Source organism: Telluria sp. GW821-FHT07G12 (assembly GCF_059418525.1).
In genome coordinates this window covers 408,321-430,298 of sequence record NZ_JBWKQA010000003.1, presented here as the reverse complement: position 1 = coordinate 430,298, position 21,978 = coordinate 408,321, and the positions used below count along the sequence as shown (strand labels likewise).

At 66.1% G+C, this 21,978-nt stretch carries 23 protein-coding genes; 12 read left to right on the top strand and 11 right to left on the bottom strand.

What is annotated here, in order from left to right:
* Positions 1 to 25: 25 nt before the first annotated feature.
* Both AC07PE_RS14520 and AC07PE_RS14515 read left to right on the top strand, forming a co-directional pair.
* On the top strand, positions 26 to 484 hold the full coding sequence (locus AC07PE_RS14520) for a rhodanese-like domain-containing protein (protein ID WP_498765560.1): 459 nt from the start codon (positions 26 to 28) through the stop codon (positions 482 to 484).
* Between the two features lie 61 nt (positions 485 to 545).
* Entirely contained in the window at positions 546 to 1,637 is a 1,092-nt protein-coding gene (locus AC07PE_RS14515) for an NHL repeat-containing protein (protein WP_498765558.1), read from the top strand.
* Here the strand turns inward: AC07PE_RS14515 and AC07PE_RS14510 are convergent.
* The 3 genes from AC07PE_RS14510 to AC07PE_RS14500 all read right to left on the bottom strand — a co-directional run bounded on the left by AC07PE_RS14510 (position 1,624) and on the right by AC07PE_RS14500 (position 7,835).
* Positions 1,624 to 2,979, bottom strand: coding sequence for a TAXI family TRAP transporter solute-binding subunit (locus AC07PE_RS14510; protein WP_498765556.1), 1,356 nt, complete (start codon positions 2,977 to 2,979; stop codon positions 1,624 to 1,626). The genes AC07PE_RS14515 and AC07PE_RS14510 overlap by 14 nt on opposite strands.
* A 28-nt stretch (positions 2,980 to 3,007) precedes the next feature.
* Entirely contained in the window at positions 3,008 to 6,511 is a 3,504-nt protein-coding gene (locus AC07PE_RS14505; RefSeq protein ID WP_498766065.1) for a transglycosylase domain-containing protein, read from the bottom strand.
* A gap of 535 nt (positions 6,512 to 7,046) precedes the next feature.
* The gene (locus tag AC07PE_RS14500; RefSeq protein WP_498765554.1) at positions 7,047 to 7,835 is read right to left on the bottom strand and encodes a competence/damage-inducible protein A; all 789 of its coding nucleotides are present in this window, start codon (positions 7,833 to 7,835) and stop codon (positions 7,047 to 7,049) included.
* A 180-nt stretch (positions 7,836 to 8,015) separates the two neighbouring features.
* On the opposite strand from AC07PE_RS14500, the gene AC07PE_RS14495 reads away from it, so the two are divergent.
* Positions 8,016 to 9,206 carry a beta propeller repeat protein gene (locus AC07PE_RS14495; protein WP_498765552.1) on the top strand — a complete coding sequence of 397 codons (1,191 nt, stop codon included), beginning with the start codon at positions 8,016 to 8,018 and terminating at the stop codon, positions 9,204 to 9,206.
* On the opposite strand, the gene AC07PE_RS14490 is transcribed toward AC07PE_RS14495, so the two are convergent.
* The 4 genes from AC07PE_RS14490 to AC07PE_RS14475 are packed head-to-tail and all read right to left on the bottom strand — an operon-like array spanning position 9,190 to position 12,806.
* Positions 9,190 to 10,008, bottom strand: coding sequence for an EI24 domain-containing protein (locus AC07PE_RS14490; RefSeq protein WP_498765550.1), 819 nt, complete (start codon positions 10,006 to 10,008; stop codon positions 9,190 to 9,192). The two genes, AC07PE_RS14495 and AC07PE_RS14490, sit on opposite strands and share 17 nt — an antisense overlap.
* A 7-nt stretch (positions 10,009 to 10,015) precedes the next feature.
* The gene (locus AC07PE_RS14485; RefSeq protein ID WP_498765548.1) at positions 10,016 to 11,020 is read right to left on the bottom strand and encodes a sterol desaturase family protein; all 1,005 of its coding nucleotides are present in this window, start codon (positions 11,018 to 11,020) and stop codon (positions 10,016 to 10,018) included.
* A complete protein-coding gene (locus AC07PE_RS14480; RefSeq protein ID WP_498765546.1) occupies positions 11,017 to 11,835 on the bottom strand; it encodes a polysaccharide deacetylase family protein in 819 nt (272 codons plus the stop codon). The genes AC07PE_RS14485 and AC07PE_RS14480 overlap by 4 nt, the downstream gene beginning before the upstream one ends.
* Positions 11,835 to 12,806: a YncE family protein gene (locus AC07PE_RS14475; protein WP_498765544.1), complete on the bottom strand. Its 972-nt coding sequence runs from the start codon at positions 12,804 to 12,806 to the stop codon at positions 11,835 to 11,837. Before AC07PE_RS14475 ends, AC07PE_RS14480 begins: the two co-directional genes overlap by 1 nt.
* Positions 12,807 to 13,006: 200 nt before the next feature.
* Between AC07PE_RS14475 and AC07PE_RS14470 the strand changes: the two genes are divergently transcribed.
* Positions 13,007 to 13,363, top strand: a complete 357-nt coding sequence (locus AC07PE_RS14470) for an FKBP-type peptidyl-prolyl cis-trans isomerase (protein WP_498765542.1) — start codon at positions 13,007 to 13,009, stop codon at positions 13,361 to 13,363.
* A gap of 98 nt (positions 13,364 to 13,461) precedes the next feature.
* On the top strand, positions 13,462 to 13,716 hold the full coding sequence (locus AC07PE_RS14465) for an acyl-CoA-binding protein (RefSeq protein WP_498765541.1): 255 nt from the start codon (positions 13,462 to 13,464) through the stop codon (positions 13,714 to 13,716).
* Here AC07PE_RS14465 and AC07PE_RS14460 read toward each other — a convergent pair.
* Positions 13,713 to 13,988 carry a polyhydroxyalkanoic acid system family protein gene (locus tag AC07PE_RS14460; RefSeq protein WP_498765539.1) on the bottom strand — a complete coding sequence of 92 codons (276 nt, stop codon included), beginning with the start codon at positions 13,986 to 13,988 and terminating at the stop codon, positions 13,713 to 13,715. The genes AC07PE_RS14465 and AC07PE_RS14460 overlap by 4 nt on opposite strands.
* Positions 13,989 to 14,146: 158 nt before the next feature.
* Here AC07PE_RS14460 and AC07PE_RS14455 point away from each other — a divergent pair, with 158 nt between their 5' ends.
* The 5 genes from AC07PE_RS14455 (at position 14,147) to AC07PE_RS14435 (ending at position 19,059) form a co-directional block, all read left to right on the top strand.
* Positions 14,147 to 15,682, top strand: coding sequence for a hypothetical protein (locus AC07PE_RS14455; RefSeq protein WP_498765537.1), 1,536 nt, complete (start codon positions 14,147 to 14,149; stop codon positions 15,680 to 15,682).
* A 9-nt stretch (positions 15,683 to 15,691) separates the two neighbouring features.
* Positions 15,692 to 15,970, top strand: a complete 279-nt coding sequence (locus AC07PE_RS14450; RefSeq protein WP_498765535.1) for a protealysin inhibitor emfourin — start codon at positions 15,692 to 15,694, stop codon at positions 15,968 to 15,970.
* 163 nt (positions 15,971 to 16,133) lie between these two features.
* The gene (fdxA, locus tag AC07PE_RS14445; protein ID WP_498765533.1) at positions 16,134 to 16,457 is read left to right on the top strand and encodes a ferredoxin FdxA; all 324 of its coding nucleotides are present in this window, start codon (positions 16,134 to 16,136) and stop codon (positions 16,455 to 16,457) included.
* Between the two features lie 36 nt (positions 16,458 to 16,493).
* On the top strand, positions 16,494 to 17,591 hold the full coding sequence (locus tag AC07PE_RS14440; RefSeq protein ID WP_498765531.1) for an NAD(P)/FAD-dependent oxidoreductase: 1,098 nt from the start codon (positions 16,494 to 16,496) through the stop codon (positions 17,589 to 17,591).
* A gap of 232 nt (positions 17,592 to 17,823) precedes the next feature.
* Positions 17,824 to 19,059: a polyhydroxyalkanoate depolymerase gene (locus AC07PE_RS14435; protein ID WP_498765529.1), complete on the top strand. Its 1,236-nt coding sequence runs from the start codon at positions 17,824 to 17,826 to the stop codon at positions 19,057 to 19,059.
* Positions 19,060 to 19,135: 76 nt separating this feature from the next.
* Here the strand turns inward: AC07PE_RS14435 and AC07PE_RS14430 are convergent, their stop codons facing one another.
* Both AC07PE_RS14430 and AC07PE_RS14425 read right to left on the bottom strand, forming a co-directional pair.
* Positions 19,136 to 19,510 carry a YfeK family protein gene (locus AC07PE_RS14430; protein ID WP_498765527.1) on the bottom strand — a complete coding sequence of 125 codons (375 nt, stop codon included), beginning with the start codon at positions 19,508 to 19,510 and terminating at the stop codon, positions 19,136 to 19,138.
* A 98-nt stretch (positions 19,511 to 19,608) separates the two neighbouring features.
* Complete coding sequence (locus AC07PE_RS14425; protein WP_498765525.1) at positions 19,609 to 20,061, bottom strand: RcnB family protein; 453 nt, start codon at positions 20,059 to 20,061, stop codon at positions 19,609 to 19,611.
* A gap of 195 nt (positions 20,062 to 20,256) precedes the next feature.
* On the opposite strand from AC07PE_RS14425, the gene rsxB reads away from it, so the two are divergent.
* Complete coding sequence (gene rsxB, locus AC07PE_RS14420; protein ID WP_498765523.1) at positions 20,257 to 20,928, top strand: electron transport complex subunit RsxB; 672 nt, start codon at positions 20,257 to 20,259, stop codon at positions 20,926 to 20,928.
* The gene (gene nth, locus AC07PE_RS14415) at positions 20,925 to 21,602 is read left to right on the top strand and encodes an endonuclease III (RefSeq protein WP_498765521.1); all 678 of its coding nucleotides are present in this window, start codon (positions 20,925 to 20,927) and stop codon (positions 21,600 to 21,602) included. The genes rsxB and nth overlap by 4 nt, the downstream gene beginning before the upstream one ends.
* Here the strand turns inward: nth and AC07PE_RS14410 are convergent.
* Complete coding sequence (locus tag AC07PE_RS14410) at positions 21,592 to 21,960, bottom strand: nuclear transport factor 2 family protein (protein ID WP_498765519.1); 369 nt, start codon at positions 21,958 to 21,960, stop codon at positions 21,592 to 21,594. The two genes, nth and AC07PE_RS14410, sit on opposite strands and share 11 nt — an antisense overlap.
* Between the last annotated feature and the right edge of the window lie 18 nt (positions 21,961 to 21,978).

Here is a 21,978-nt window from a genome sequence, read left to right as displayed (position 1 = left end):
GGGTTGCACTATTTAGGAGAACAGCATGACCACCACCGACGATATCCTGAACAAGGCCCGCGAGCGCGCTCCCGGCCAGCCTTACGCCGGCGCCGTCACGCCGCAGGAAGCCTATGCCCTGCTCCAGTCCGACCCGCGCGTAAAACTGGTCGACGTGCGCACGAATGCGGAGCGCGACTGGATCGGCCGCCCCGCCATTCCGGAAGCCCAGCACGGTGCGGTGCAATGGACCCTGTACCCGGGTGGCGCGCCGAACCCGGACTTCGCCACCCAGCTGCAGCAGACCGCGGACAAGGAAGACGTGCTGCTGTTCCTGTGCCGCTCGGGCGTGCGCTCGCGTCACGCCGCCCGCGTGGCAACCGAACTCGGTTACACGGATGCCTTCGACATTCTGGAAGGCTTCGAAGGCGACCGCGACGGCGAAGGCCACCGCAAGACGGTGGGCGGCTGGTGCAAGGCCGGCCTGCCCTGGATCGGGGCCTGAGCGGCTGCACACAGCCATTCGCCATGCTAGGATGCCGAAAACACAATATTCGGGGACCGGCATGACAGCAAAAATAGCACGACCGTTCGCGTCAGTTTTGCAGGCGACGCTGCTGGCGGCACTGTGCGCATCCTGCGGCGGCGGAGGCGGCAGCGCCGGCGCGACCGGGCCCGGCGCACCGGCCTCCTCCGCCCGCGTGACGACCCTGGCGCTGGTGGCCGGCAGCGCCACGGAAGCCGGCAACATCGACGCCAGCGGGGCCGCCGCGCGCTTCGGCCATCCGGTCGGCATCGCGGCCGACACGGCCGGCAACCTGTTCGTGGCCGACCGCGACAACTGCAGCATCCGCAAGATCGCCGGCTCGGGCGCCGTCAGCACCATCGCCGGCTCGCCGCTGCGCTGCCAGAGCGTCGACGGCGCGGCCGGCACGGCGGGCTTCGCCTTCCTGACCGCCATCGCCGCTTCGCCCGACGGCAGGCTGTACGCCACCGACGGCCTGGCCGTGCGCGAAATCGACCCGAGTGGCGTGGTCCGCACCATCGCCACGCTCGACACGGCCACCGTTGTGAGCGGCAGCGAGATCCCCTATTTCTACGGCAGCGGCATCGCGGTGGACGGCTTCGCCAACGTGGCCGTGGCCAACGCGATCGGCATCCGCAAGATCGCGCCCACCGGCGCCGTCACCATGGTCGACGGCGTGGCGCGGCTGGACAACATCGCCAGCGTCCTCGGCAGCCATGCCTTCCAGCAGCGCGGCCTCGCCGCCGCCAGGGACGGCACGGTCTACGTGGGCGACTTCGCCAGCACGGTCAGCCGCATCGACCCATCCGGCGCCAGACTGGTGCTGGCCGGGCTGTCCGGCGGCCCCGGTGTCGCCGACGGGCTCGCCGGCGCGGCCCGCTTCGACCACGTCATCGCGCTGACGCTCGACGCTGGCGGCAATCTGTACGCCGCCGACGCCGGAAATAACCTGATCAGGAAAATTACACCGGACCGGTTGGTGTCGACGGTGGCCGGCACGGCCGGCGCCACGGCGCTGCAGCTCGGGAACGGGCCGGGCGCCCTGCCCGCGCTGGGCGGGCTGACGGGCGACGGCAAGGGGACGCTCTACGCGATAGCCGGCAATGCGATCGTGAAGATCACCCTGCCGTAGGATTTTTCAGACTGCCGCGCACGCGCTGGCGCACGAAGTTGATGTGGCTGCGCAGGCCATACAGCGCATCGGCGTAAGCCAGCGGGATCGAGATGTGGTTCACGCGCGCCTCGATGTCGTCGAGGCGGCGCAGCAGGTCGGCGCGCACCTCCTCGCACTGCGCCGGATCGGCGCTCTCCAGCGCCTGCTCGACCGCGCGCAGCTGGCCATACCAGCGGTAGACGCGCGAACGGATGCGCCACACGTACAGCGGCGGCACGATCTTCGACAGCGGGATCACCAGCGCCGCCAGCGCCACCACCACGACCCACAGGCGGTCGAACAGGTTCGCCAGCCAGAACGACAGGTAGCGCTGCAGGAAAGGCGGACCGTCGCGGTAGTATTTCGCGGCTTCGCGCGAGACCGGAATCTCGGTGTACTTCGGCGACGGGAACTGGCCCTGCTGCGAGAACCAGCCTGCCCCGCCGTGGATCTCGGTGGCCGACTTCACGAATTCGTCGACCAGGGCCGGATGCAGGCCCTCGCGCGCGACCAGGGTCGCGGTCGGTGCGATCAGGTGGAAATCCTGGGCCGGGATGTCGCGCCCGAGATCGACGATCCCGCGCGGCAGCACCACATGGGTCAGGAAAGGCAGGCGCCGCGTATAGGCTTCGGCCTGGCGGAAGTCGAACAGCTTGATGCCGGGCGTCTGCAGCAGCATCTGGATCAGCGGCGCTTCCGGCGCGGAGCTGAACACGATGCCGTCGATATGGCCGGCCAGCAGCTCGACGGTGGCCGGCGTGTTTTCCAGCGATGAAATCGTCAGCTGACTCGGCTCGACGCCATTCACCGACAAGACCTGGCGGAACAGTTTCGGCACACCCGTGCCTTCCGGACCGAGGTTGATGCGCAGGCCTTTCAGCTGCGTCAGGCTGCGCACGTCGAGCTTGTGGCGCTTGTCGCCTTCGCGCAGGAACAGCCACACCGGCTCGGTGAACAGGCTGCCCAGCGACATCAGCTCGCCGCGCTCGGCCTGCGCTTCGCTGGTCGAGCCGCTTTGCACGAAGGCGATATCGGCCTTGCCATTCAGGAGGCGCTGCAGGTTGTCTTCGGAGCCGAGGGAGCGCTGCAGCTCGACCTTGATGCCGTCGCGCGCCAGCAGGGCCGCGTACTTGCGGCCGAATTCTTCGTAGGCGCTGTTTTCCTGGCCGGTGGCGAGGATGACGTGGCGCGGCGGGGCCGGATCGACCACGACATAGGCCACCACGCAGGCGGCCGCCACCAGCAGGATGGTGGGCAGCGACGCCACCAGCAGGTCGCGCAGCGACACCAGGCTGAACTTGCCGAGCTTGGGCCGCTTCACGCGGCCCCCATGCACTCAGACGCGCCGCTCAATGCAGCACTTCCTCCACCGCGGCCGGCTTCGGGCGCACCGGCTCGGCCTTGGGTTCCTTCGGCTGGTCCGAAGCCTCGGCGCGCGGTTTGACGGGCTTCGCCACAGGCTTCGCGCGCAGGGCGTCGACCGCTTTCGGATGGCTGTCCTCGGCCGCCGGTTTCACGCGCGGGGCGTCGGCAGCGGGTTTCGGATGCGGCGTCTCACTGGACTTTGCGGCGGCCGGTTTGGCGGCAGCCGGTTTCGCTTGCGCAGCGTCGGCGGCCGGCTTGTGATGCGGCGCCTCTTCCTTGGCCGGCTTGGCGTGGGCCGGCGCGGCGGCTGCCGGAGCGACAGGCGCCGCAGGCTTGGCGGCCACCGGGGCTGTCGGCTTGGCCAGCGCCTCCACCTCTTCCGCCTTGGCGTCTTCCGGCGCCGGCTTGACGGTGGCGACATCGTCGTTGACCGGGCCGGCTGCCGCCGCGGCGGCAGCGGCCTTCTCGGCCGGCGTCACCACGTGCAGGCCCGGCACGATGACGGTGTCCGTTTTCTCGATCATCGGCATCAGGCTCGGCGCCAGGGTCACCAGCAGCTGCACCGGCAATGCGCTGGTGAAGTCGTAGTGGGCCGAGTCCGGGCCGTGCACATAGGCCGTCATGCTGCCGAAGAAGCGCTCGCCGATGTTGAACACAAACGTCGCCGAACGGTTCACGTAGCGCGACTCGATCAGGCGGTGGCCGGCGCCGTAGACGTCGAAGCGCTGGTCGCCGGTGCCGGTCTTGCCGCCCATCGCGATCACGCTGCCGTCCTGTTTGTAGAAGGCCTGCCTGACGCGCTTGGCGGTGCCTTCCATCGCGACGCCGTGGATGGCGTTCGCCACCGCGCGCGCCACCAGCGGGTCCAGCACCTGCTCGCCCTTGCCGTCCTGGCTGCGCTTGACCAGGGTTTCATACGGCGTGTCCTTGGCGAAGTGCAGCGAGTCGATGCGCTGGGTCGGTTTGCGCACGCCGCCGTTGACGATGATGCCCATCAGCTCGGCCAGCGCGATCGGCCGGTCGGCCGAGGCGCCCAGCGTGGTCGCATACGAGGGCACCAGCGAATCGAAGGGATAGCCCATCTTCTTCCACTGGGCGTGGATCTTGAGGAAGGCCTCGACCTCGATCAGGCCGGCGATGCGCTTGTCCTGGGCGTGCTTGCGGTGGGTCTTGAACAGCCAGGAATAGACTTCCTGGCGCTCCTTCACCGAAGCCTTGGTCACCTCGTCCCAGCCCGCTTTCGGGTGGGTGCGCAGATAGCCGGCCAGCCACAGTTCGAGCGGGTGGACCGAAGCCACGTAGCCGCGGTCGGCCAGCGACATGTTCGCCGTCGAGTACTGGTCGTACATCTTGGCGATGCGTTCCTCGTCCACTTCGCGGTCGTCCGGCAGGTGCGTGTGAATGAACTTGCTGAACTCGGCCAGCGAGGCATCCGGCATGATGGTGCGGTGAACCGCCGCCAGCTTCGATGCGGCCGGGCGCACGCCCTGCATCAGCGCGGCCTCGACTTCGGTCCATTCCATGCCGCGGTACTTGTTCCAGAAGCGGGCCAGGAAATCCTTGCCTTCGCGGTCGGCAAAGCGCGACAGGTACTCGGCGCGGCGCGGATCGTCGGCATCGGCCAGCAGCTGGGCCGAGGAACCCGGCAGCTGGAACATGTAATAGCGCACGACGTCGCGCATCAGGCGCACGAACACCAGGTTGGTGGAGTTCTGCAGCGCCTGCTGGACGGTGAGGATGCGGCTGTCATCCAGCTTGCTGAAGTTGCCGAAGGTGTGCAGGCCGCCACCGGTGAAGAAGGCTTCTCCCGGGTTGCCCGAATACTTGCGCTCCATCGCCGCGGCCAGCATCGGCTGCAGTCCGCGGTCGGCGCCTGCCGGCAGGGTCATGAAGTACTCGACGCCCCACTGGCTCAGGCGGTCCTTCGGATCGATCTTCACCGCCGCCAGTTCGCTCTTGCTCATCGGCTCGTAGCGCTTGTGCAGCTGGTCGACGATGTCCATGTAGGTGACCAGGGTGCGCAGCTTGGCGGTCGAACCCAGGTCCAGCTTCGCGCCTTCGTTGATGTCCAGCGGCTGGTCGTAGTTGTCGGTCTGGACCCGCAGGTAGTTGACCTTGTCGCCACGCTCCATCAGCGTGAAGCTGTACACGACCTTGGACGGGTCGCCGTTGCCGAGCATGCCCTTGCCGGTCAGGCCGGCGGCGGCGGCAACTTCGTTGTCGGTCAGGCGGCGCAGCGCCGCGGTGACTGCCTTCTGTGCGTCCGCATTCAGGGTGGTCACCACCGCCAGGTCGAGGCGGTCGAGGTTGTACAGGCGCGAGTCGCCCAGCAGGTTGGCCAGGTGGTTGCGCACCGCGTTGGCGGCCTTGCGGGTGACGAAGGTGTTGGCCGGCGGCGGCGCCACACCGGAGGCGAGCGCCGGATGCAGGACCGTGGCGATGGCGGCTTCGCGCAGCTGCGGCGAGATCACGCCGGCCTGCGCCAGCACGCGCAGGTGGCTGTTGGTGAGGATTTCCAGGTCCTTCTCGCCGGCGCCCAGGTAATAGGCCGGACGGCGCTGCGCGATCATCAGCGACAGCGCTTCCTTGTAGACCAGTGCGAATTCGGCGTTGACCGTCTTGCTGGACAGGATGCGGTTGACCTCCGCGAAATCGCGGCCGTACCAGACCCACATGCCGTCGCCGATGCCGTTCACTTCGCCGTAGCCCAGCTTGGCCGACAGCGGCACGGTGTTCAGGTATTCGAGCACGATGCGGCGCCGGGTGGCGCTGGTGTCTTCGCCGTCCTGGTAGGAGCGCAGCATGGCCGACGCCATCTGGCGCAGCTTGTCGCCCAGCGAGGCGGTGCGGCCTTCCGGCGAATGGCGGTACTTCTCGATCTGGGTCGCCAGCGTGGAACCGCCGGCGACGCGGCCGCCACCGCCCACGCCCACCGCGTGCAGGGACTTGTCGAAGACCGCTTTCGAGAAGCGGTCCCACTCCACCGCCGGGTTGCGCTTCGGGTAGGTGGTGTCGAGCAGCTCACGGTTCTCGATGAACAGCAGGCTCTGGACCAGCAGCGAGGGCGCGGCATCGAATTTGTCGTACAGGCGTTCCGGGAAGCGCGCCGAGAACAGCGGCTCGCCGTTGGTGTCGAGGATGTCGAGGCCGGCGCGGGTCTTCTCGTGATAGGTCGCGAACAGGCCCATGTCGGCCAGTTCCAGCATCTTCGGCGACATGCGCGCCTGCGACTCGACCACGTAGTCGCGCGTTTTCAGCTTGGCCAGGTAGTTCGGCAGGTTCGCGTAGCCGAGGCGTTCGTCGTAGGGACTGGCGGCCGGGAAGCGGATCGCATCACTGGGGCCCTTCTCGACCCGGTAGCTGATCTTCTTGGCCAGGCCGGCGAAGAAGCGCGCCTGCATGGCCGAGGTGCGGCTTTCGTAGACCGCGAACGCGGATCCGCCGGCCACCGCGATCAGCAGCAGCACCAGGAAGGCGCGCTTGACCATGCGCCAGCGGCGCTTTGGCGGCGCGGGCGGCGGCGGCGAGTCCGTGCCGGAACCGGCGTCGGTATCGACGTCGGCATCGTGGGGCACGGATGCGGGAGCAGATGCGGCCGCCGTGTCGAGCACGGGTTCGAGGCGCGAAGGGGTGTCGCGCACGGGGATGTCCTGCACGGCGGCCATGGCGGGCACGCCGGCGATGGCTGGCTGGCCCGGCAATACGAGCTTGCGGATTCGGCGCAGCATGCGGGCGGGGATGTTACGTTCCATATGGTTCAACCGGTTCTAATGTCCTGCAATTCCCGTCAACCGGCGCGCCCAAAACTGCTTGGTCGGTGCGAGTGATCCAGGTCGTCAAGAAGTTCACAATTCAGGCGCGACCTCACTCCAGATCGCACTGCCTACAGACATCATTCCACCACATCAATGTGACACACAGGAACCGCTCTTGCAGATTTTTGACTTCGCCCGACTATTTTCGCAAAAAAACAACGGCTCAGTTTGCAGGACCGTACCAGCATTGCAACGACTGCGCGAATTGTTAGTTCTGCACCTCGTATTCGGCGTTCATGCGCGTGAGTTCCGCACACATCTCGCCAAACGCGGCGTCGACCTGGAGCGGGTCGCCTTTCACGCCCAACTCGATGTGGCGGCGGGTCCTGCTATCACCAACGCTGGGCAGGCTGAACACGTTGACACCGGGGTAGCGGGCTTCGAGGTGTTCCATCAGCGGCGTCAGCACGGCTTCGGCCTGTTCGTACACCAGCAGCGCGCGCTCGAGGCGGGGCTCGCGGTGGAACAACTGACTGTAATGCTGGTCGAGAACCCAGGCGATCATCGGCCACGCCATGACGGGGAAGCCGGGCACGAAGTGATGACTGGCCACGGTAAAGCCGGGGATGCGGTTGTAGGGATTGGGGATGAGGGTGGCGCCGAGCGGGAATTCGACCAGCTTGAGGCGGTGCAGGTTGTCGGGCGCATCGAGGTCCGCTTCGAGGCCGGCTTCGCGCGCGGACTCGCGGATGCGTTCCTGGACCAGCAGCTTGCCTTCCGGGTGCAGCGCGAGCGGCACGCCGAGGGCCGCCGCCGCGCACTGGCGCGTGTGGTCGTCCGGGGTGGCGCCGATGCCGCCGCAGGAGAACACGATGTCCGGCCCGGCCAGGGTCCGCTGCAGCAGCGCGGTGATGCGCGCCGGGTCGTCGCCGACGATCTCGGCCCAGGCCAGTTGCAGCCCGCGCTCGCCCAGCAGCGCGATCACCTTGGGGAGGTGCTGGTCGCTGCGCTTGCCGGACAGGATTTCGTCGCCGATGATGATCAGGCCGAATGCCATCGCCTGCCGCTCCAGGTTGGGTGGGATGGCCCCAGTGTGCCACGAACGGCAAAACGGTCGCGCGCCGATGCGCAGCGCTACATTTCCAGACACGCCGCCGACAATCTCCCGACAATCCCACGCAAGACCGCCGCCCTGCCCCGCCCTAGAATCGGCGCGGTATCCCTAGTGAGGAATCCCATGATCCAACATCGTTCCAGCGCGGCCTTCGCCGCCGCTTCCCTTTTGCTCGCCGCTTGCGGCGGCGGCTCCCTTGAAACCGCGCCCGAGAAGGCCGTCACCAGAATCGATGTGCTGGCGACCAGCTCGCGCGGCATCGGCAATGTGGTCTACAAGGACGGAGCGGCCTGGGCGACGCTGTCGACTTCCGCGCAGGACGGCAGCGCCGTCATGAAGACCCCCTTGCCGCTGCAGGCGGCGTCGCGCTGGACCGACGTGCAGCTCGGCGCCTGCGGCCTGCCGAAGCATGGCGCCGACGGCATGGCGCGCACCCCGGCGCTGCGCGCCCTCGGTTCGAACCTGTGGCTGTTCCAGCAGGCTGGAGAAACACAAAAAGGCAAGGTCGGCGAGCACAGCCTGTGCACGCTCGAGACCTCCGGCGCCTTCGCCGCGCGCGACCAGCCGCTCGAGAACTGCATCGGCGAGTGGTGCGCACCGCTGGCGATGAACGAGCTGAAAATGGTGGGGAACCGCCTCTACACGAATGCCGGCGCCGGCCAGAACCTGTTCGTCTCGGATAACGCGGCGGCCAGCTGGCGCGTGGTGCTGGGCCAGTTCGATTCGATGATCTGCACCCACCAGGCCTTCCAGGTGGTCGGCGAGCGCCTGCTGGTGGGCGGCGAATGCCCGCTCGATGCGGCCTATGTGCGCGCCTACAAGCTTGGCGCAGACGGCCGCCTGGCCTCGGACGCCGAGCTGCCGGTATCGCTGCCGAAGCTGGAAAACCGCAACGTGCAGTTCATCGAGCAGGTGGCAACGACCCAGCGCGTGTTCGCCGGCGTCGAGGGCGGCCTGCTGCGCAGCGAAGATGGCGGCCAGTCCTTCAAATTCGTCATCGAGCAGCCGGTCGAAGGCGCCAGGACCTACCCCTACATCGGCTCCTTCCTGGCGCTCTCCGGCAAGCCGGACACCATCGTGGTGGGCGGCTTCGACAAGGCGAACGCCCTGCCCTACCTGGCGTGGTCGGCGGATGGCGGGTCGAAGTGGACCGATATCTCCTCGCTGCTGCCGGGCTATGCGCGCGCGGCGGGCGATACCTCGTTTGCGGAAGTGACTTCGCTGAGCCAGGACCCGCAGGGCCGCGTGATCGTCACGCTCAACCTGAGGGGCGGCAGCGAAGGCCGGGTGCTGCTGCTTACGCTGGGTTCTTGATTTCTGCTGCCCGCAGGTCGGCGAGCGCCTGCAGGCAGTAGTACTGGAACCACAGGCCGGTGAAGATAAAGATGATCAGGTAAAGCCAGATCGACAGCACCGCCAGCACCGGGAACAGCACCACCGAAAAAAGGGCCCCGCCGATCCAGGCCACGCCGGGCAAGGCGCCCAGCAGGCCGGAAATGGTGCCGATCAGGAGCAGCTGGCGGCGACGGGTAGCGACGATGATGCGGCGCTCTTCCAGGCTGGCGTGGATGGACAGGGCGTCGTAGCTCATCACGCGCGCCGTCAGCCAGCCCCACAGCACGGCCTGCACCAGCAGCGCCACCGGCGCCAGCGCGTACAGCGGCAGGGTCAGGATCCACAGCAGCGCGAACACCACGATGCCGGACAGGTTCACCCCGAGGCTGCCGAGGAAGCTGCCGCCCTCCTTGCGTTCGAGGGTCGGGAACTGGACCCGGCTGACGTGGCGCGCAATGGCCGGCATGGCGCCCACGCCGATGAACAGCAGCGAGGTGACGATCATCAGCGGCAGCAGCGCCAGCATGGCCGCCAGCGGCACCACCAGGGTTTTCAAAAAGCCCAGGCCCAGCGTGGAGAGGATGCTGCCGCTGGTCTCGAACAGGCCATATTCGTGGAAGCTGTCCTGCAGCCAGTCGTACAGCGGCTGCATGCCGGCGTACAGCAGGCTGCCCCACAGCGCCAGCGAGAGCAGCAGCGGCACCACCGACAGCAGCAGCATGCGGCTCGAGAACTGCGAGCGCAGGGCGCGCCCGTAGGCGAGAGCGATCGGGCGCAGCATCAGGCCCTCATTGCTCGACCCTTCGGGGCCGGCGAGAGAAGGATTCGGCCAGGCGCACCAGCCCCAGCCACTGCTGGCGCCAGAAGCCGCGCCCGTAGTCGCGCGCCGGCTTGAGCGTGCCGTCCGGCGCGGTACGTTCGAACTGGTCGCGCACGCCGGTGCCGCGGATCTCGGTGGCGAAGTTGGCGGTCCTGAACAGCAGGTCCCAGACCGGCAGCAGCACGCCGAAATTGCAGCCGCCCAGCTCGCGGCCCTTCGATTCGTGGCCGATACCGACCGCATGGTGGGTGCGGTGGAAGCGCGGCGACACCAGCAGGCGCTCGCCGAGCCAGCCGAAGTGCAGGCGCACGTTCGCATGCTGCAGCGACTGCAGCGCGCGCGATACCGATACCAGCAGCACGTACTGCGAAGGCGCCACGCCGATCGCCAGCGCGATCACGGCCAGGTAGACGTCGCGCAGCAGGTCATCCAGCAGGTGGTTGCGGTCGTCGCTCCACAAATTCATGTTCTGCTGGCTGTGGTGCAGGCTGTGCAGGGCCCACCACCAGCGGAACTTGTGCTGGCCGCGGTGGAACCAGTAATCGAAGAAATCCAGCACCACCAGGTAGACCAGGAAGCTGGCCAGGGGGCTCATGCCGGTTACCAGCGACTCCAGGTTGAACGGGTGCACACCCTCCATGCGCAGCGCGCCGGCCACGTGGTCCATGAGGGGGTCGAGGGTGAAGAATACCGCCATGGTGAAGAAACCCAGGCGGTGGATCAGGGTGTAGACGAAGTCGTTCCAGCGCGCGTAACGGTCGCTCATCTTTTGCGCGGGGATCAGGGATTCGAGCGGCCGCAGGACCAGGAACAGGGCCGCCACCTCGCAGGCCCCGGCCAGGAACCACTCGACGCCCTCGAAGGCGTCCTCGGCGTATTCACCCATGCCCGCATAGAACAGGAAAGGCTCGACCACGGACTCGAACAGCCAGCCCTGGAGGAATGCGAACCAGTCGATGAAGTGCTGAATCATTGTTTGAATTGGGAAGCGTAATCGGGATGCTCACGCAGTGTAGCGAAACAGAAGCCTTTCTGCTGAAGCCCGGCGATCAGGGGTTCCAGGTTGGCCGGCGCCCACGGGTCCTTGCGCGACCAGATGCCCATGTGGGCCATGAAGATGTCGCCGTCCTTCAGCTTGTCCAGCGCGCGCTTCAGCAGCAGCGCGTTGGGGAAGGCTTCGCTAGACGTCTCGTCGCCCGAGAAGCCGGCTTTGGCCCAGCCGACATGGCTGTAGCCGCAGCTTTTCGCGGCGGCCAGCACGTTCGGCGAAGTATAGCCGCCCGGCGCGCGGAAGATCGGATCCAGGCCGCGCCCGGTCAGCTCGCGGAAGCGGCTGTCGACGCGGCGCAGCTCGTCGCAATACTGCTTGGCGGTCCAGGTTTCCTGCTTGCCGGCGTGGGCGCCGAACTGGGGTTTCACCATGATCCGGCCGCCGGCCTCGTCGCGCTTCCAGTAGACGTGGTCGAAGGTGTGGCTGCCGAAGGCGTGGCCTTCCGCCACCCGCGCCTTCCAGTAGGCGGCCCAGGCCGGGTCGAGCGACCAGTCGCCGCGCACCGTCTTCTCGTTGGCGAGGAAGAAGGTGGCCTTGATGTGGTGCTTGCCCAGCGTGTCGGCGATCAGCGCGGCCTGTGACTGGCTGCCGGTGTCGAAAGTGAGGTAGATGGTGCCCTTGCAGGGCCCGGGCGCAGGCTCGGGCGCGGCCGAGGCTTGCAAGGCAGGGAGAAGAGTGGCCGCCAGCAGCAGCGCCGCCGCGGCCTGGGCTAGTGTTAACCCGGGCCGCGTCCGCATCACATCCTCGGCGCCGAATTGGCGAAGAACACGCCGTGCGGCGAACGGCCGACCGGAATCATCTTGATCACCTTGCGGCTGGCGACGTCGATCACCGCCACCTTCTTGATCCAGCGCTGGGTCACCCACAGGGTCTTGCCGTCGGCCGACAGTTCCATGCAGTCCGGACCGCCCGGCACCGGGATCATGCCGACGTTCTCCAGCGTGACCTGGTCGATGATGTTGATCGAGTTCTGCACGCGGTTCGACACGAACACGTGGCGCTTGTCGCCGACCGCGCGGAAGTTGTGGGCGCCGTTGCCGGTCTTGATGCGCTTGACGGACTTCGCGGTGCGCCAGTCGATGACTTCGACGTAGTCGCTGCCCATGATCCCGACCAGCAGGTATTTGTCGTCCGGGGTCATGGTGATGCCGGCCGGGAGCTTGCCGACCGCGAGGGTCCATTTGACCACGCCGGTCTTCAGGTCGATCGCGCTGACCTGGTCGCTGCCCTGGCGGGTGATGAAGGCCGTGGTGCTGGCGGCGTCGAAGGCGATGTGGCTGGGCATGCGCGGCAGCGGCACGCGGCGGCTCAGCACCAGCTTGCCGTTCACGTACTGGTAGATGTCCACGCGGTCCAGGCGCAGCGCGGTCGAGACGAACCATTTCTGGTCTGGCGAGAAGCCGATCTGGTAGGGGTCGAGCACGTCCGTCAGGCGCTGCTGGATCTTGCCGGTGATCGGATCCAGGAAGATCAGCTCGTTACCCACCGAGCTGGCGACGATCACGGACTTGTTGTCCGGCGTCGGCATCAGGTGGTGGGGCTCCTTGCCCACGGCGAAGGTACCGTTGTCGGCGCCGGTGGCCTGGTCGAGCAGCTGGACCGTGGCATCACGCGAGTTCAGGACGACGACGACATTGGCCTGGGCGGCTTGGACAGCGCTCAACAGGCAGAGACCAGTGACAAAAAGCTTACGGAAACGACGCAGCATGGGAGGACGTATGCCCGGAGGTGGAAGAAGTTCTTATTCTACGGGGAAACGTCTGCATTCGAAGGGTGGTTGACATGTTTCATGAAGAATTCGGCGCGCCGTCGCAACACAGTGGAAAAGGCGTCAACAGAAGCGTCGTAGCAGATCGACAGGTACATGCACTACAATCGTGATTTACACCTGAACAAGAGGACAAGACCATGCCCATCACCACCACGAATTCCGGCCTGCAATACGAAGACACCGTCGCCGGCGACGGCCCGGAAGCCAAGGCCGGCCAGTACGTGACCGTGCACTACACCGGCTGGCTGCAGAACGACGACGGCAGCCAGGGCGCCAAGTTCGACTCCAGCAAAGACCGCAACGACCCCTTCCAGTTCCCGCTGGGCGCCGGCCATGTGATCAAGGGCTGGGACGAAGGCGTGCAGGGCATGAAGGTGGGCGGCGCGCGCCGCCTGATCATCCCGGCTGCCCTGGGCTATGGCGCACGCGGCGCCGGCGGCGTGATTCCGCCGAACGCCACGCTGATCTTCGACGTCGAGCTGCTCGGCCTGTAATCGAGGCTCCACTCTAAAATCCCGTCGTATCGAAGGTGATTCCCGGGACGATGCGCTAAGATGGCCGAAGAATTGCCATTTTATCCAAGGAGTCACCAATGAGTTTGCAAGAACAGTTCGCCCAGGCCCAGATCGATTCGAAGAACCTGCCCGAGCGTCCGGACAACATGACCCTGCTGAAGATCTACGCCCTGTACAAGCAGGGCTCGAGCGGCGACGCCCTAGGTGAGCGCCCGGGCTTCACCGACATGGTCGGCCGCGCCAAGTTCGACGCCTGGGCTGCTCTGAAAGGCACCTCGCAGGACGACGCGATGCAGCAGTACGTCGACCTGATCGAAGACCTCAAGGCTTAAGCAAACACCTTGCGCATGCTTTCCGCCACCTTCGTCTCGATGGTCGAGCGGAAAGCGCCCATCAGCATCCCGAGTTTGATGCGCAGCGCGGCCTGACTGTCGCCCAGCGCCAGCGTGCCTTCCACGCCGCTGCGTTCGAAACGCAGCACGTCGCCGTCCCACCTGCATTGCAGGCCATATTCCCCCGCCAGCTTGTCCGCCACTTTCTGGGCGGCAGCGCGCGCCGCCTCCGCGCTGAGCTGGTGTTGCTGGGTAATGCTGATATCCGCCATCTGGCATCCTTCCTGATCTGAAAACAACAGAGCCCGCCATGATGCCAGCTGGGCGGCGCATTGGCTAGTTGACTCAAATCAATGCCCAAATCAATTGACGGGCGACCATTTCCTTCGCAGCCTGCCTGTCGCAGCCTGCTCCACCGGAGGAAGTGATCATGAGTGCAAGTGACAGCCTGCCCGACCCTGCCCAGCCCCCGATCGGCTACGTGCCGATGCCGGCCGCCCCCTACCGCCAGCACCGCAAGGCCGCCCAGCTGCTCGACCAGCCGGGCCGCCCGCGCCTGCCGGCCGGTCCGTGGGGCGCCGCACCGGGCCAGCCCGGCGCCGCCGAGGAAGGCGGCCAGGCAGACGTCCCCCTGCCCTACGCTTTCGGCGCGCGCGTGCTGATGTGGAAGCAGGACCCGTCGGTGTCCGAGATCGGCACCCGCAAGGTCTTCCTGCCGGGCGTGGTGCTGACCGGCCCGCGCGACGCCCGCATCGCCATCGCCGCCGATCCCGACCTCCCGGTGGTCGAGCCGAACGCCTTCGGCGACTTCGTCACCATGCCCGACACCCCGCAATTCGACGCCGTCCACACCTATGCCGTGGTGCGCCAGACCCTCACGATGTACCAGCGCGCCCTGTCCACCGCCGGCGCCGCCATGCCCCTGCCCTGGCAGTGGAACAGCAGCGCCGATACCTCGCCGCTGCAGGTCCATCCCTACGGCCTGCCGAACGTGATGAACGCCTATTACAGCCGGACCCAGGCCTGCCTGAAGTTCGGCGATTTCGTCCCGCCCGGCGAAACGGCGCGCCTGTACACCTGCCGCTCCTTCGACATCGTCTCGCACGAGACCGGCCACGCGGTGCTGGACGGCCTCAAGCCGCAATGGCTGATGGCGGACAATCCGCCGCAGACGGGCGGTCTGCACGAATCCTTCGGCGACCTCACTGCGATCTTCCTGGCCCTGTCCCAGCTCGACCAGTGCGAGGCGGTGGTGGCCCAGACCAAGGCCCATCTGCATGATAAAACCTTCCTGGCCGACATCGCCGAGCAGTTCGGCCTGGCGCTGGGCAGCACCAACGGCCTGCGCAACGCCGACAACGACCTGACCCTGAGCCAGGCCGGCACCGAGGTCCACGCGATCTCCCAGGTGTTCACCGGCGCGATGTACGACATCCTGGCCGACATCTTCGCCTTCGAGCGCAATCCGGAGCTGGAAGATTGCGCCGTCGTGCTGCACCGGGTCGCCGCCTGGCTGCGCGGGCTGCTGCTGCGGGCATTGATCGCCGCGCCCGACGCCGCCGCCACCTATGCCGACGTCGCCAACGAAATGCTGCGCCTGACCTTCGAGGACGGCAAACCGGCCGACTACACCACTTTCATTCGCAACCGCTTCGCCCAGCGCGAAGTGGTCGAGGTGCCGGCCACCCTGACCGGCCCGCACCCGGCCGGACTGCGCCTGGCGGCCCTGGTGCAGGACGCCCCCGGCGCCAAACAGGACCGGCGCGCCTGCTGCGGCACCATGAACCTGGCCGAGTACTACGAGGTCGAACGCATCCTGGACGCCGAGGCGCAGGCGCTGGCGCGCTGGTGCGCCGAGCACGGGCGCTTCGGCCCGGCCGGCGAGCAGCAGGCGGCGACGGAGGCCGAAGCCACGGTGGCGGTGGCGATCGCCACCGCGAAGGTATCCGCCCTTCCCACCACCTGAGGCGAAGCGATGAAGATCACGGCCCGCGCCAGCGGCGGCTTTGCCGGCCGCGCCGAGCGCTTCGAGCTCGACACCGGCTGCCACCGCGACGGCCAGGCGATCGAATCCCTGCTCGAGCGCCTCGACTTCTTCGGCGCGGCGCCCGCCTGCCCGGTGGGCGCCGACCAGATGCGCTGGGAAATCACCGCCGACGACGGCCAGCGCTGCCGCACGGTGACCCTGCCGGAGGACGGCGCCGACGCCGCCGGCTGGCAGGCCCTGATCCAGCACCTGCGTGCAAGCCGTTAAATATTCGGCAATTGTGCGGCCGGGATGAACATTTGCTTATGTGTATTGTGTATAAGCCTGATTTGTCGTAAAGGCCGAATTGCCCTAAAATACAGTGCTTTGCCGCGTCCGGCGAGCTCCCCTGTATCCAACACGCCGCCGCTTCCACTGATTAAGGACTGTTATGACCCACGTTGTCACCGAATCGTGCATCCAATGTCGCTATACCGACTGCGTGGATGTATGCCCGGTAGATTGTTTCCGGGAAGGCCCGAACTTCCTCGCCATTGACCCGGACGAGTGCATCGACTGCGCCGTGTGCGTGGCGGAATGCCCGGTCAACGCGATCTACGCGGAAGAGGACGTGCCGTCGGACCAGCAGCAATTCATCAAGATCAACGCCGACCTGTCGCGCAACTGGCCATCGATCACCAAGACCAAGCCCGCCCTGCCCGACGCGGACAAGTGGAAGGACGTCAAGGAAAAGCTGGACCAACTGGCCCGCTAAGACGCGTCCGCCAAACCACATCAACAGGAATCAAGCATGACTATCAGTGCTGCCCCGGAAGTGGGCACCATCGCTCCCAACAGCTCTTTTGCCGGCGCCATCGAAGCCGATGCCGTGATCATCGGCGCGGGCCCGGTCGGCCTGTTCCAGGTGTTCGAACTGGGCCTGCTCGAGATCAAAGCCCACGTGATCGATTCGCTGCCGGCCGTCGGCGGCCAGTGCGTTGAACTGTACCCGGACAAGCCGATCTACGACATCCCGGCCGTGCCCGTCTGCACCGGCCAGGAACTGACCGACAACCTGCTCAAGCAGATCGAGCCTTTCGACCCGACCTTCCACCTGGGCCAGGAAGTGACCACGGTGCAGCGCCGTGAAGACCAGCGCTTCAACGTCGAGACCTCGACCGGCACCCGCTTCATCACCAAGACCATCTTCATCGCTGCCGGCGTCGGTTCCTTCCAGGCGCGCACGATCAAGGTCGACGGCATCGAGAAGTTCGAGAACAGCCAGCTGTTCTACCGCGTCAAGGATCCGGCTCTGTTCGAAGGCAAGAACCTGGTCATCTGCGGCGGCGGCGACTCCGCCCTGGACTGGGCCCTGAACTTCGTCGGCAAGGCCGAATCGGTCGTGCTGGTGCACCGCCGTGAAGATTTCCGCGCGGCGCCGGCCTCGGTCGCCAAGATGAAGCAGCTGTGCGACGAGTACGAAATGCAGCTGATCACCGGCCAGGTCACCGGCTTCGACGAAAAGGACGGCCAGCTGTCCGAAGTCAAGGTCACCGGCGCCGACGGCGTCACCCGCCGCGTCCCGCTGGACATGCTGATGGTGTTCTTCGGCCTGTCGCCGAAGCTGGGCCCGATCGCCGAGTGGGGCCTGGACATCGAGCGCAAGCAGCTCAAGGTGGTGGACACCGAGAAGTTCGAAACCAATGTGCCGGGCATCTTTGCCGTGGGTGACATCAACACCTACCCGGGCAAGAAGAAGCTGATCCTGTCGGGCTTCCACGAAGCCGCGCTGGCCGCCTTCGGCGCCGCACCGTACATCTTCCCGGACAAGAAGATCCACATGCAGTACACGACGACCTCGCCGAAACTGCACAAGATCCTCGGCGTCGAGACCCCGGTATTCGACTAAACGTTCCGTTACCGACGCACGACAAAAAATGCCCCGCCAATGCGGGGCATTTTTCTTATGTAGGGCACCTAACCGAAGGCAGTATGGGAACTGTGATACTAATGTTGCATCGCACTATTTTTTCAATGATGAACACCTTTTCATGTTGCCCCACGCCAAGCCAATTGGCCTATAATTGATTGATCTGCCGAACAAAACGTTTGCCAAAGCAGAGCAATGTGAAGGAAATAATATGCTTTATCAACTGCACGAGATGCAACGCTCCTTCCTGAACCCGCTGATGCAGTGGGCCGACGCCTCTGCAAAACTGTTCTCGAATCCCGTCTCGCCATTCGCCCACACCCCGTTCTCCCAGCGTATCGCCGCGGGCTACGAACTGATGTACCGCCTGGGCAAGGATTACGAAAAACCAGGCTTTGACCTGAATTCGACCACGATCGACGGCCAGACCGTCGGCATCATGGAACGCACGGCGGTCAGCAAGCCCTTCTGCAAGCTGCTGCATTTCAAGAAAGACATGCCGGACGCGCAGTTCGCCGCGCTCAAGCAGCCCACCGTGCTGGTGGTCGCTCCATTGTCGGGGCACCACGCCACGCTGCTGCGCGATACCGTCCGCGCCCTGCTGCCGAACCAGGACGTCTACATCACCGACTGGGTCGACGCCCGCATGGTGCCGATGTCCGACGGCGAGTTCCATCTCCACGACTATATCTATTACGTGCAGGACTTCATCCGCCACCTCGGGCCGGACGTGCACGTGATCTCGGTCTGCCAGCCGACCGTGCCGGTGCTGGCCGCGATCTCGCTGATGGCGACCAACAAGGATCCGAAACTGCCGAAATCGATGGTCATGATGGGCGGCCCGATCGACCCGCGCAAGTCGCCGACCGCGGTCAACGACCTGGCCACCGAAAAGCCGTTCTCGTGGTTCGAAAACACCGTGATCTACGCGGTGCCGGGCAATTATCCGGGCTTCGGCCGCAAGGTCTATCCGGGCTTCCTGCAGCACGCCGGCTTCATCGCGATGAACCCGGGCCGCCATGCCCAGAGCCACCGCGAGTTCTACCAGCACCTGGTGCGCGGAGACGACGATTCGGCGGAAGCCCACCGCAAGTTCTACGACGAGTACAACGCCGTGCTGGACATGCCGGCCGAGTACTACCTGGAGACCATCAAGACCGTGTTCCAGGACTTCGCCCTGCCGAAAGGCACCTGGGAAGTCGGCGGCCAGCTGGTGCGTCCGCAGGACATCGAGAGCGTGGCCCTGTTCACCATCGAAGGCGAGCTGGACGACATCTCCGGCGCCGGCCAGACCCAGGCCGCGCACGAGCTGTGCACCGGCATCCCGGCCGAGAAGCAGCAGCACTTCACGGCGCCGAAATGCGGCCACTACGGCATCTTCTCGGGCCGCCGCTGGCGCGAGATCATCTGTCCGATGATTGGGGAGTTCATTCGTAAGAATGCCTGATTGCCGGTAGCGTCATAAAAAATGCCGCGGAGTTCACACTCCGCGGCATTTTTTTATGCGCCGACGGCCAGCCGGCCTACTTCTGCGCAGCCCGGTAGCGCGCCAGCTCGGTGTTCAGCCATTGCGCGCTGGTGATGGTCTGCCCGTTGCCGCAGCGGACCTGGTAGGCCTTGTGGCTGAAGCTGCTCTCCGAGGCCGCGCGTTCGATGAAGGACTTGGTGTCCGGCACCAGGTCGCGGCGCTGCAGGTAATCGTACTTTTCCTTGAGATGGTCGCGCGCCGCCTTGCTGTCGTGCCAACTGCCGTTGCGGTTGAACTGGCAGCCGGACTGGGCAACGAAGTCGAGCAGATGGGTGATTTCCTGGCGCGCGCCCGCGTCCTGCTGCGCCCATGCGGGTGCGCTCGCACACGAGGCGGCGGCAGTGGACAAGGCGATCAGTGTTCGGTGCATTCGTCCTCCTCAAAGCAAGCTGCCGCAGTGCCATGTCGAGCATGGCAATGCGGCTTTCTGGTCACCTGCCGGGGCCGCCCCATTGGGCAGCCCGCAGCTCAGTGATTGATGATCAGGTCTGCGATGATGCCGGTAGCCACTGCCGCCAGCACATAATCGCCGCCTGTCTGCACCCAATGATAACCTCGCGGCGGTGGCCGCAAATGGTGCTCTCGATAATTGTTCACCACGTACTGGTGGTTGCGGTAGCGCTCAGGCAAGCGCTGGCCGCGGCGGAAGCTGTGGTCCGGCCCGGCGCCATCGTAGCGGCGCTCTTCGCCCCAGCCTTCGCTGCCGGCGCGTCCGCCGCCCTGTGCGCGGTAGCCGTCACGGCGGTCATCGCGGCGGGTGTCATAGCGGTCACGGTCGCCGTCGCGGTCGCGCTGGCTGTAGCGGTCGCTACGGTCGCCACGGTCACGGTCGCCGTGGTAGCGGTCCTGGGCGAAACTCGGGGCGCTGGCGCCCATCAGTGCGGCAACCAGTGCCGGAATAATGAGGTGCTTCTTTTCCATAAGACCCTCCTGTCGGTTTATTGCCTGGGTCCAGTAGACCACCAGCCGGCCTCAGCACTCCGTACGTTGCAGCACCTAAGGCTGTAGGACAAAAGGCAGCGTTCTTGACGGCTGAGCGGCCGCTTTTTCCGGCCCCATTTAGCCGCGGCAGGCCATTTAGCGGATAATGGCGGTTTAGCAAATTGCTCGACCACCGTGACGAAATCCCTCGCCGACCAGATCGAAGACCTGTTGCCGCAGACGCAGTGTACGAAGTGCGGCTATCCCGCCTGCCGCCCGTACGCCGAAGCGATCGCCCGCGGCGAGGCCGACATCAACCGCTGCCCGCCGGGCGGCATGGAAGGCGTCGCGCGGCTGGCCAGCGTGACCGGCCGCCCCGTCATCCCGATCAATCCGGCCAACGGCGTGGAACGCCCGCGCCCGGTCGCCTTCATCGACGAGAACCTGTGCATCGGCTGCACCCTGTGCATCCAGGCCTGCCCGGTCGACGCCATCCTCGGCGCGCCCAAGCAGATGCACACCATCCTGCCCAGCCTGTGCACCGGCTGCGACCTGTGCGTGGCGCCCTGCCCGGTCGACTGCATCAGCATGATTCCGGTAACGGGAGATCGCACCGGCTGGGACGCCTGGTCCTCGGCGCAGGCCGATGCCGCCCGCGCGCGCCACGATTTCAGGACCGAACGCCTGCAGCGCGAGAAGGCAGAGAACGATGCACGCCTGGCCGCCAAGGCCCTGGAAAAGATGCGCGCGGTGACCGCCGAAGAAACCAATACCGCCGAAGAGCTGGCCGAGAAGGAACGCAAGCGCGCGATCATCGCCGCCGCCATCGAACGCGCGCGTCAGAAGGCCGCAGGAAAGCCCGAATGAACCCAGCCAAACGCTACGAGATCTTCAAGCGCTTCCGCGAAGCGAATCCGAATCCGACCACCGAGCTCGAATACACCACGCCCTTCGAACTGCTGATCGCGGTGCTGTTGTCGGCGCAGTCGACCGACGTCGGCGTCAACAAGGCCACCCGCAGGCTCTACCCGGTGGCGAACACGCCGCAAGCCATCCTCGACCTCGGCCTCGACGAGCTGAAGACCTATATCTCGACCATCGGCCTGTACAACAACAAGGCCAAGAACGTCATCGCCACCTGCGAGATCCTGGTGAACCAGTACGGCGGCGAAGTCCCGCGCGAGCGCGAGGCGCTGGAAGCCCTGCCGGGCGTGGGCCGCAAGACCGCCAACGTGGTGCTCAACACCGCCTTCGGCGAGCCGGCGATGGCGGTCGACACCCACATCTTCCGCGTCTCGAACCGCACGAAGATCGCCCCCGGCAAGAACGTCGACGTGGTCGAGCAGAAGCTGCTGAAGTTCGTGCCGAAGGAATTCCTGCAGGACGCCCACCACTGGCTGATCCTGCACGGCCGCTACACCTGCGTGGCGCGCACGCCCAAGTGCTGGAACTGCATCATCGCCGACCTGTGCGAATACAAGGACAAGACCCCGGCGCCGAAGAAGGTCCTGCCGCCGTCCGTGGCCTCGCTTACGGATTAAGAAGCGTCATCGCCCCCGGTGCGAACGAGGCGCGCTTGATGCGCCCGTCGACCACCTCGTAAATGCACAGCATCTCGAGCGTGCCCACGCCTTCCGGGAAGTTGCGGGTGATGAGCTCCAGGTCGGTCACGAAACTTCCCATCACGGTGCGCGACAGCAGGCGCGCATGCAGGTCCGGCTCCGTGAAACGCGCCACGTAGCGCGGGCGAATCTCGCCTTCTCCCTTGGCCAGGCGCTCGCCGTGCAGCGCGAACTGCTCGGCGTCCGGCGCATAGGCGCGCATCAGCGCATCGATGTCCTTGGCGTTGAAGGCGTCGAGCTGGGCCTGGACGACGGCGAGGGGCGAGGTGTGTTCCATTCTGGTGCTGGTCCTTTC

What these genes read in the sequence shown, in the direction of transcription:
- AC07PE_RS14520 (WP_498765560.1), top strand. Translation starts at nt 26, where the DNA reads ATGACCACCACCGACGATATCCTGAACAAGGCCCGCGAGCGCGCTCCC.
- AC07PE_RS14515 (WP_498765558.1), top strand. Translation starts at nt 546, where the DNA reads ATGACAGCAAAAATAGCACGACCGTTCGCGTCAGTTTTGCAGGCGACG.
- AC07PE_RS14505 (WP_498766065.1), bottom strand. Translation starts at nt 6,511, where the DNA reads ATGGTCAAGCGCGCCTTCCTGGTGCTGCTGCTGATCGCGGTGGCCGGC.
- AC07PE_RS14500 (WP_498765554.1), bottom strand. Translation starts at nt 7,835, where the DNA reads ATGGCATTCGGCCTGATCATCATCGGCGACGAAATCCTGTCCGGCAAG.
- AC07PE_RS14495 (WP_498765552.1), top strand. Translation starts at nt 8,016, where the DNA reads ATGATCCAACATCGTTCCAGCGCGGCCTTCGCCGCCGCTTCCCTTTTG.
- AC07PE_RS14490 (WP_498765550.1), bottom strand. Translation starts at nt 10,008, where the DNA reads ATGCTGCGCCCGATCGCTCTCGCCTACGGGCGCGCCCTGCGCTCGCAG.
- AC07PE_RS14485 (WP_498765548.1), bottom strand. Translation starts at nt 11,020, where the DNA reads ATGATTCAGCACTTCATCGACTGGTTCGCATTCCTCCAGGGCTGGCTG.
- AC07PE_RS14480 (WP_498765546.1), bottom strand. Translation starts at nt 11,835, where the DNA reads ATGCGGACGCGGCCCGGGTTAACACTAGCCCAGGCCGCGGCGGCGCTG.
- AC07PE_RS14475 (WP_498765544.1), bottom strand. Translation starts at nt 12,806, where the DNA reads ATGCTGCGTCGTTTCCGTAAGCTTTTTGTCACTGGTCTCTGCCTGTTG.
- AC07PE_RS14470 (WP_498765542.1), top strand. Translation starts at nt 13,007, where the DNA reads ATGCCCATCACCACCACGAATTCCGGCCTGCAATACGAAGACACCGTC.
- AC07PE_RS14465 (WP_498765541.1), top strand. Translation starts at nt 13,462, where the DNA reads ATGAGTTTGCAAGAACAGTTCGCCCAGGCCCAGATCGATTCGAAGAAC.
- AC07PE_RS14460 (WP_498765539.1), bottom strand. Translation starts at nt 13,988, where the DNA reads ATGGCGGATATCAGCATTACCCAGCAACACCAGCTCAGCGCGGAGGCG.
- AC07PE_RS14455 (WP_498765537.1), top strand. Translation starts at nt 14,147, where the DNA reads ATGAGTGCAAGTGACAGCCTGCCCGACCCTGCCCAGCCCCCGATCGGC.
- AC07PE_RS14450 (WP_498765535.1), top strand. Translation starts at nt 15,692, where the DNA reads ATGAAGATCACGGCCCGCGCCAGCGGCGGCTTTGCCGGCCGCGCCGAG.
- fdxA (WP_498765533.1), top strand. Translation starts at nt 16,134, where the DNA reads ATGACCCACGTTGTCACCGAATCGTGCATCCAATGTCGCTATACCGAC.
- AC07PE_RS14440 (WP_498765531.1), top strand. Translation starts at nt 16,494, where the DNA reads ATGACTATCAGTGCTGCCCCGGAAGTGGGCACCATCGCTCCCAACAGC.
- AC07PE_RS14435 (WP_498765529.1), top strand. Translation starts at nt 17,824, where the DNA reads ATGCTTTATCAACTGCACGAGATGCAACGCTCCTTCCTGAACCCGCTG.
- AC07PE_RS14430 (WP_498765527.1), bottom strand. Translation starts at nt 19,510, where the DNA reads ATGCACCGAACACTGATCGCCTTGTCCACTGCCGCCGCCTCGTGTGCG.
- AC07PE_RS14425 (WP_498765525.1), bottom strand. Translation starts at nt 20,061, where the DNA reads ATGGAAAAGAAGCACCTCATTATTCCGGCACTGGTTGCCGCACTGATG.
- nth (WP_498765521.1), top strand. Translation starts at nt 20,925, where the DNA reads ATGAACCCAGCCAAACGCTACGAGATCTTCAAGCGCTTCCGCGAAGCG.
- AC07PE_RS14410 (WP_498765519.1), bottom strand. Translation starts at nt 21,960, where the DNA reads ATGGAACACACCTCGCCCCTCGCCGTCGTCCAGGCCCAGCTCGACGCC.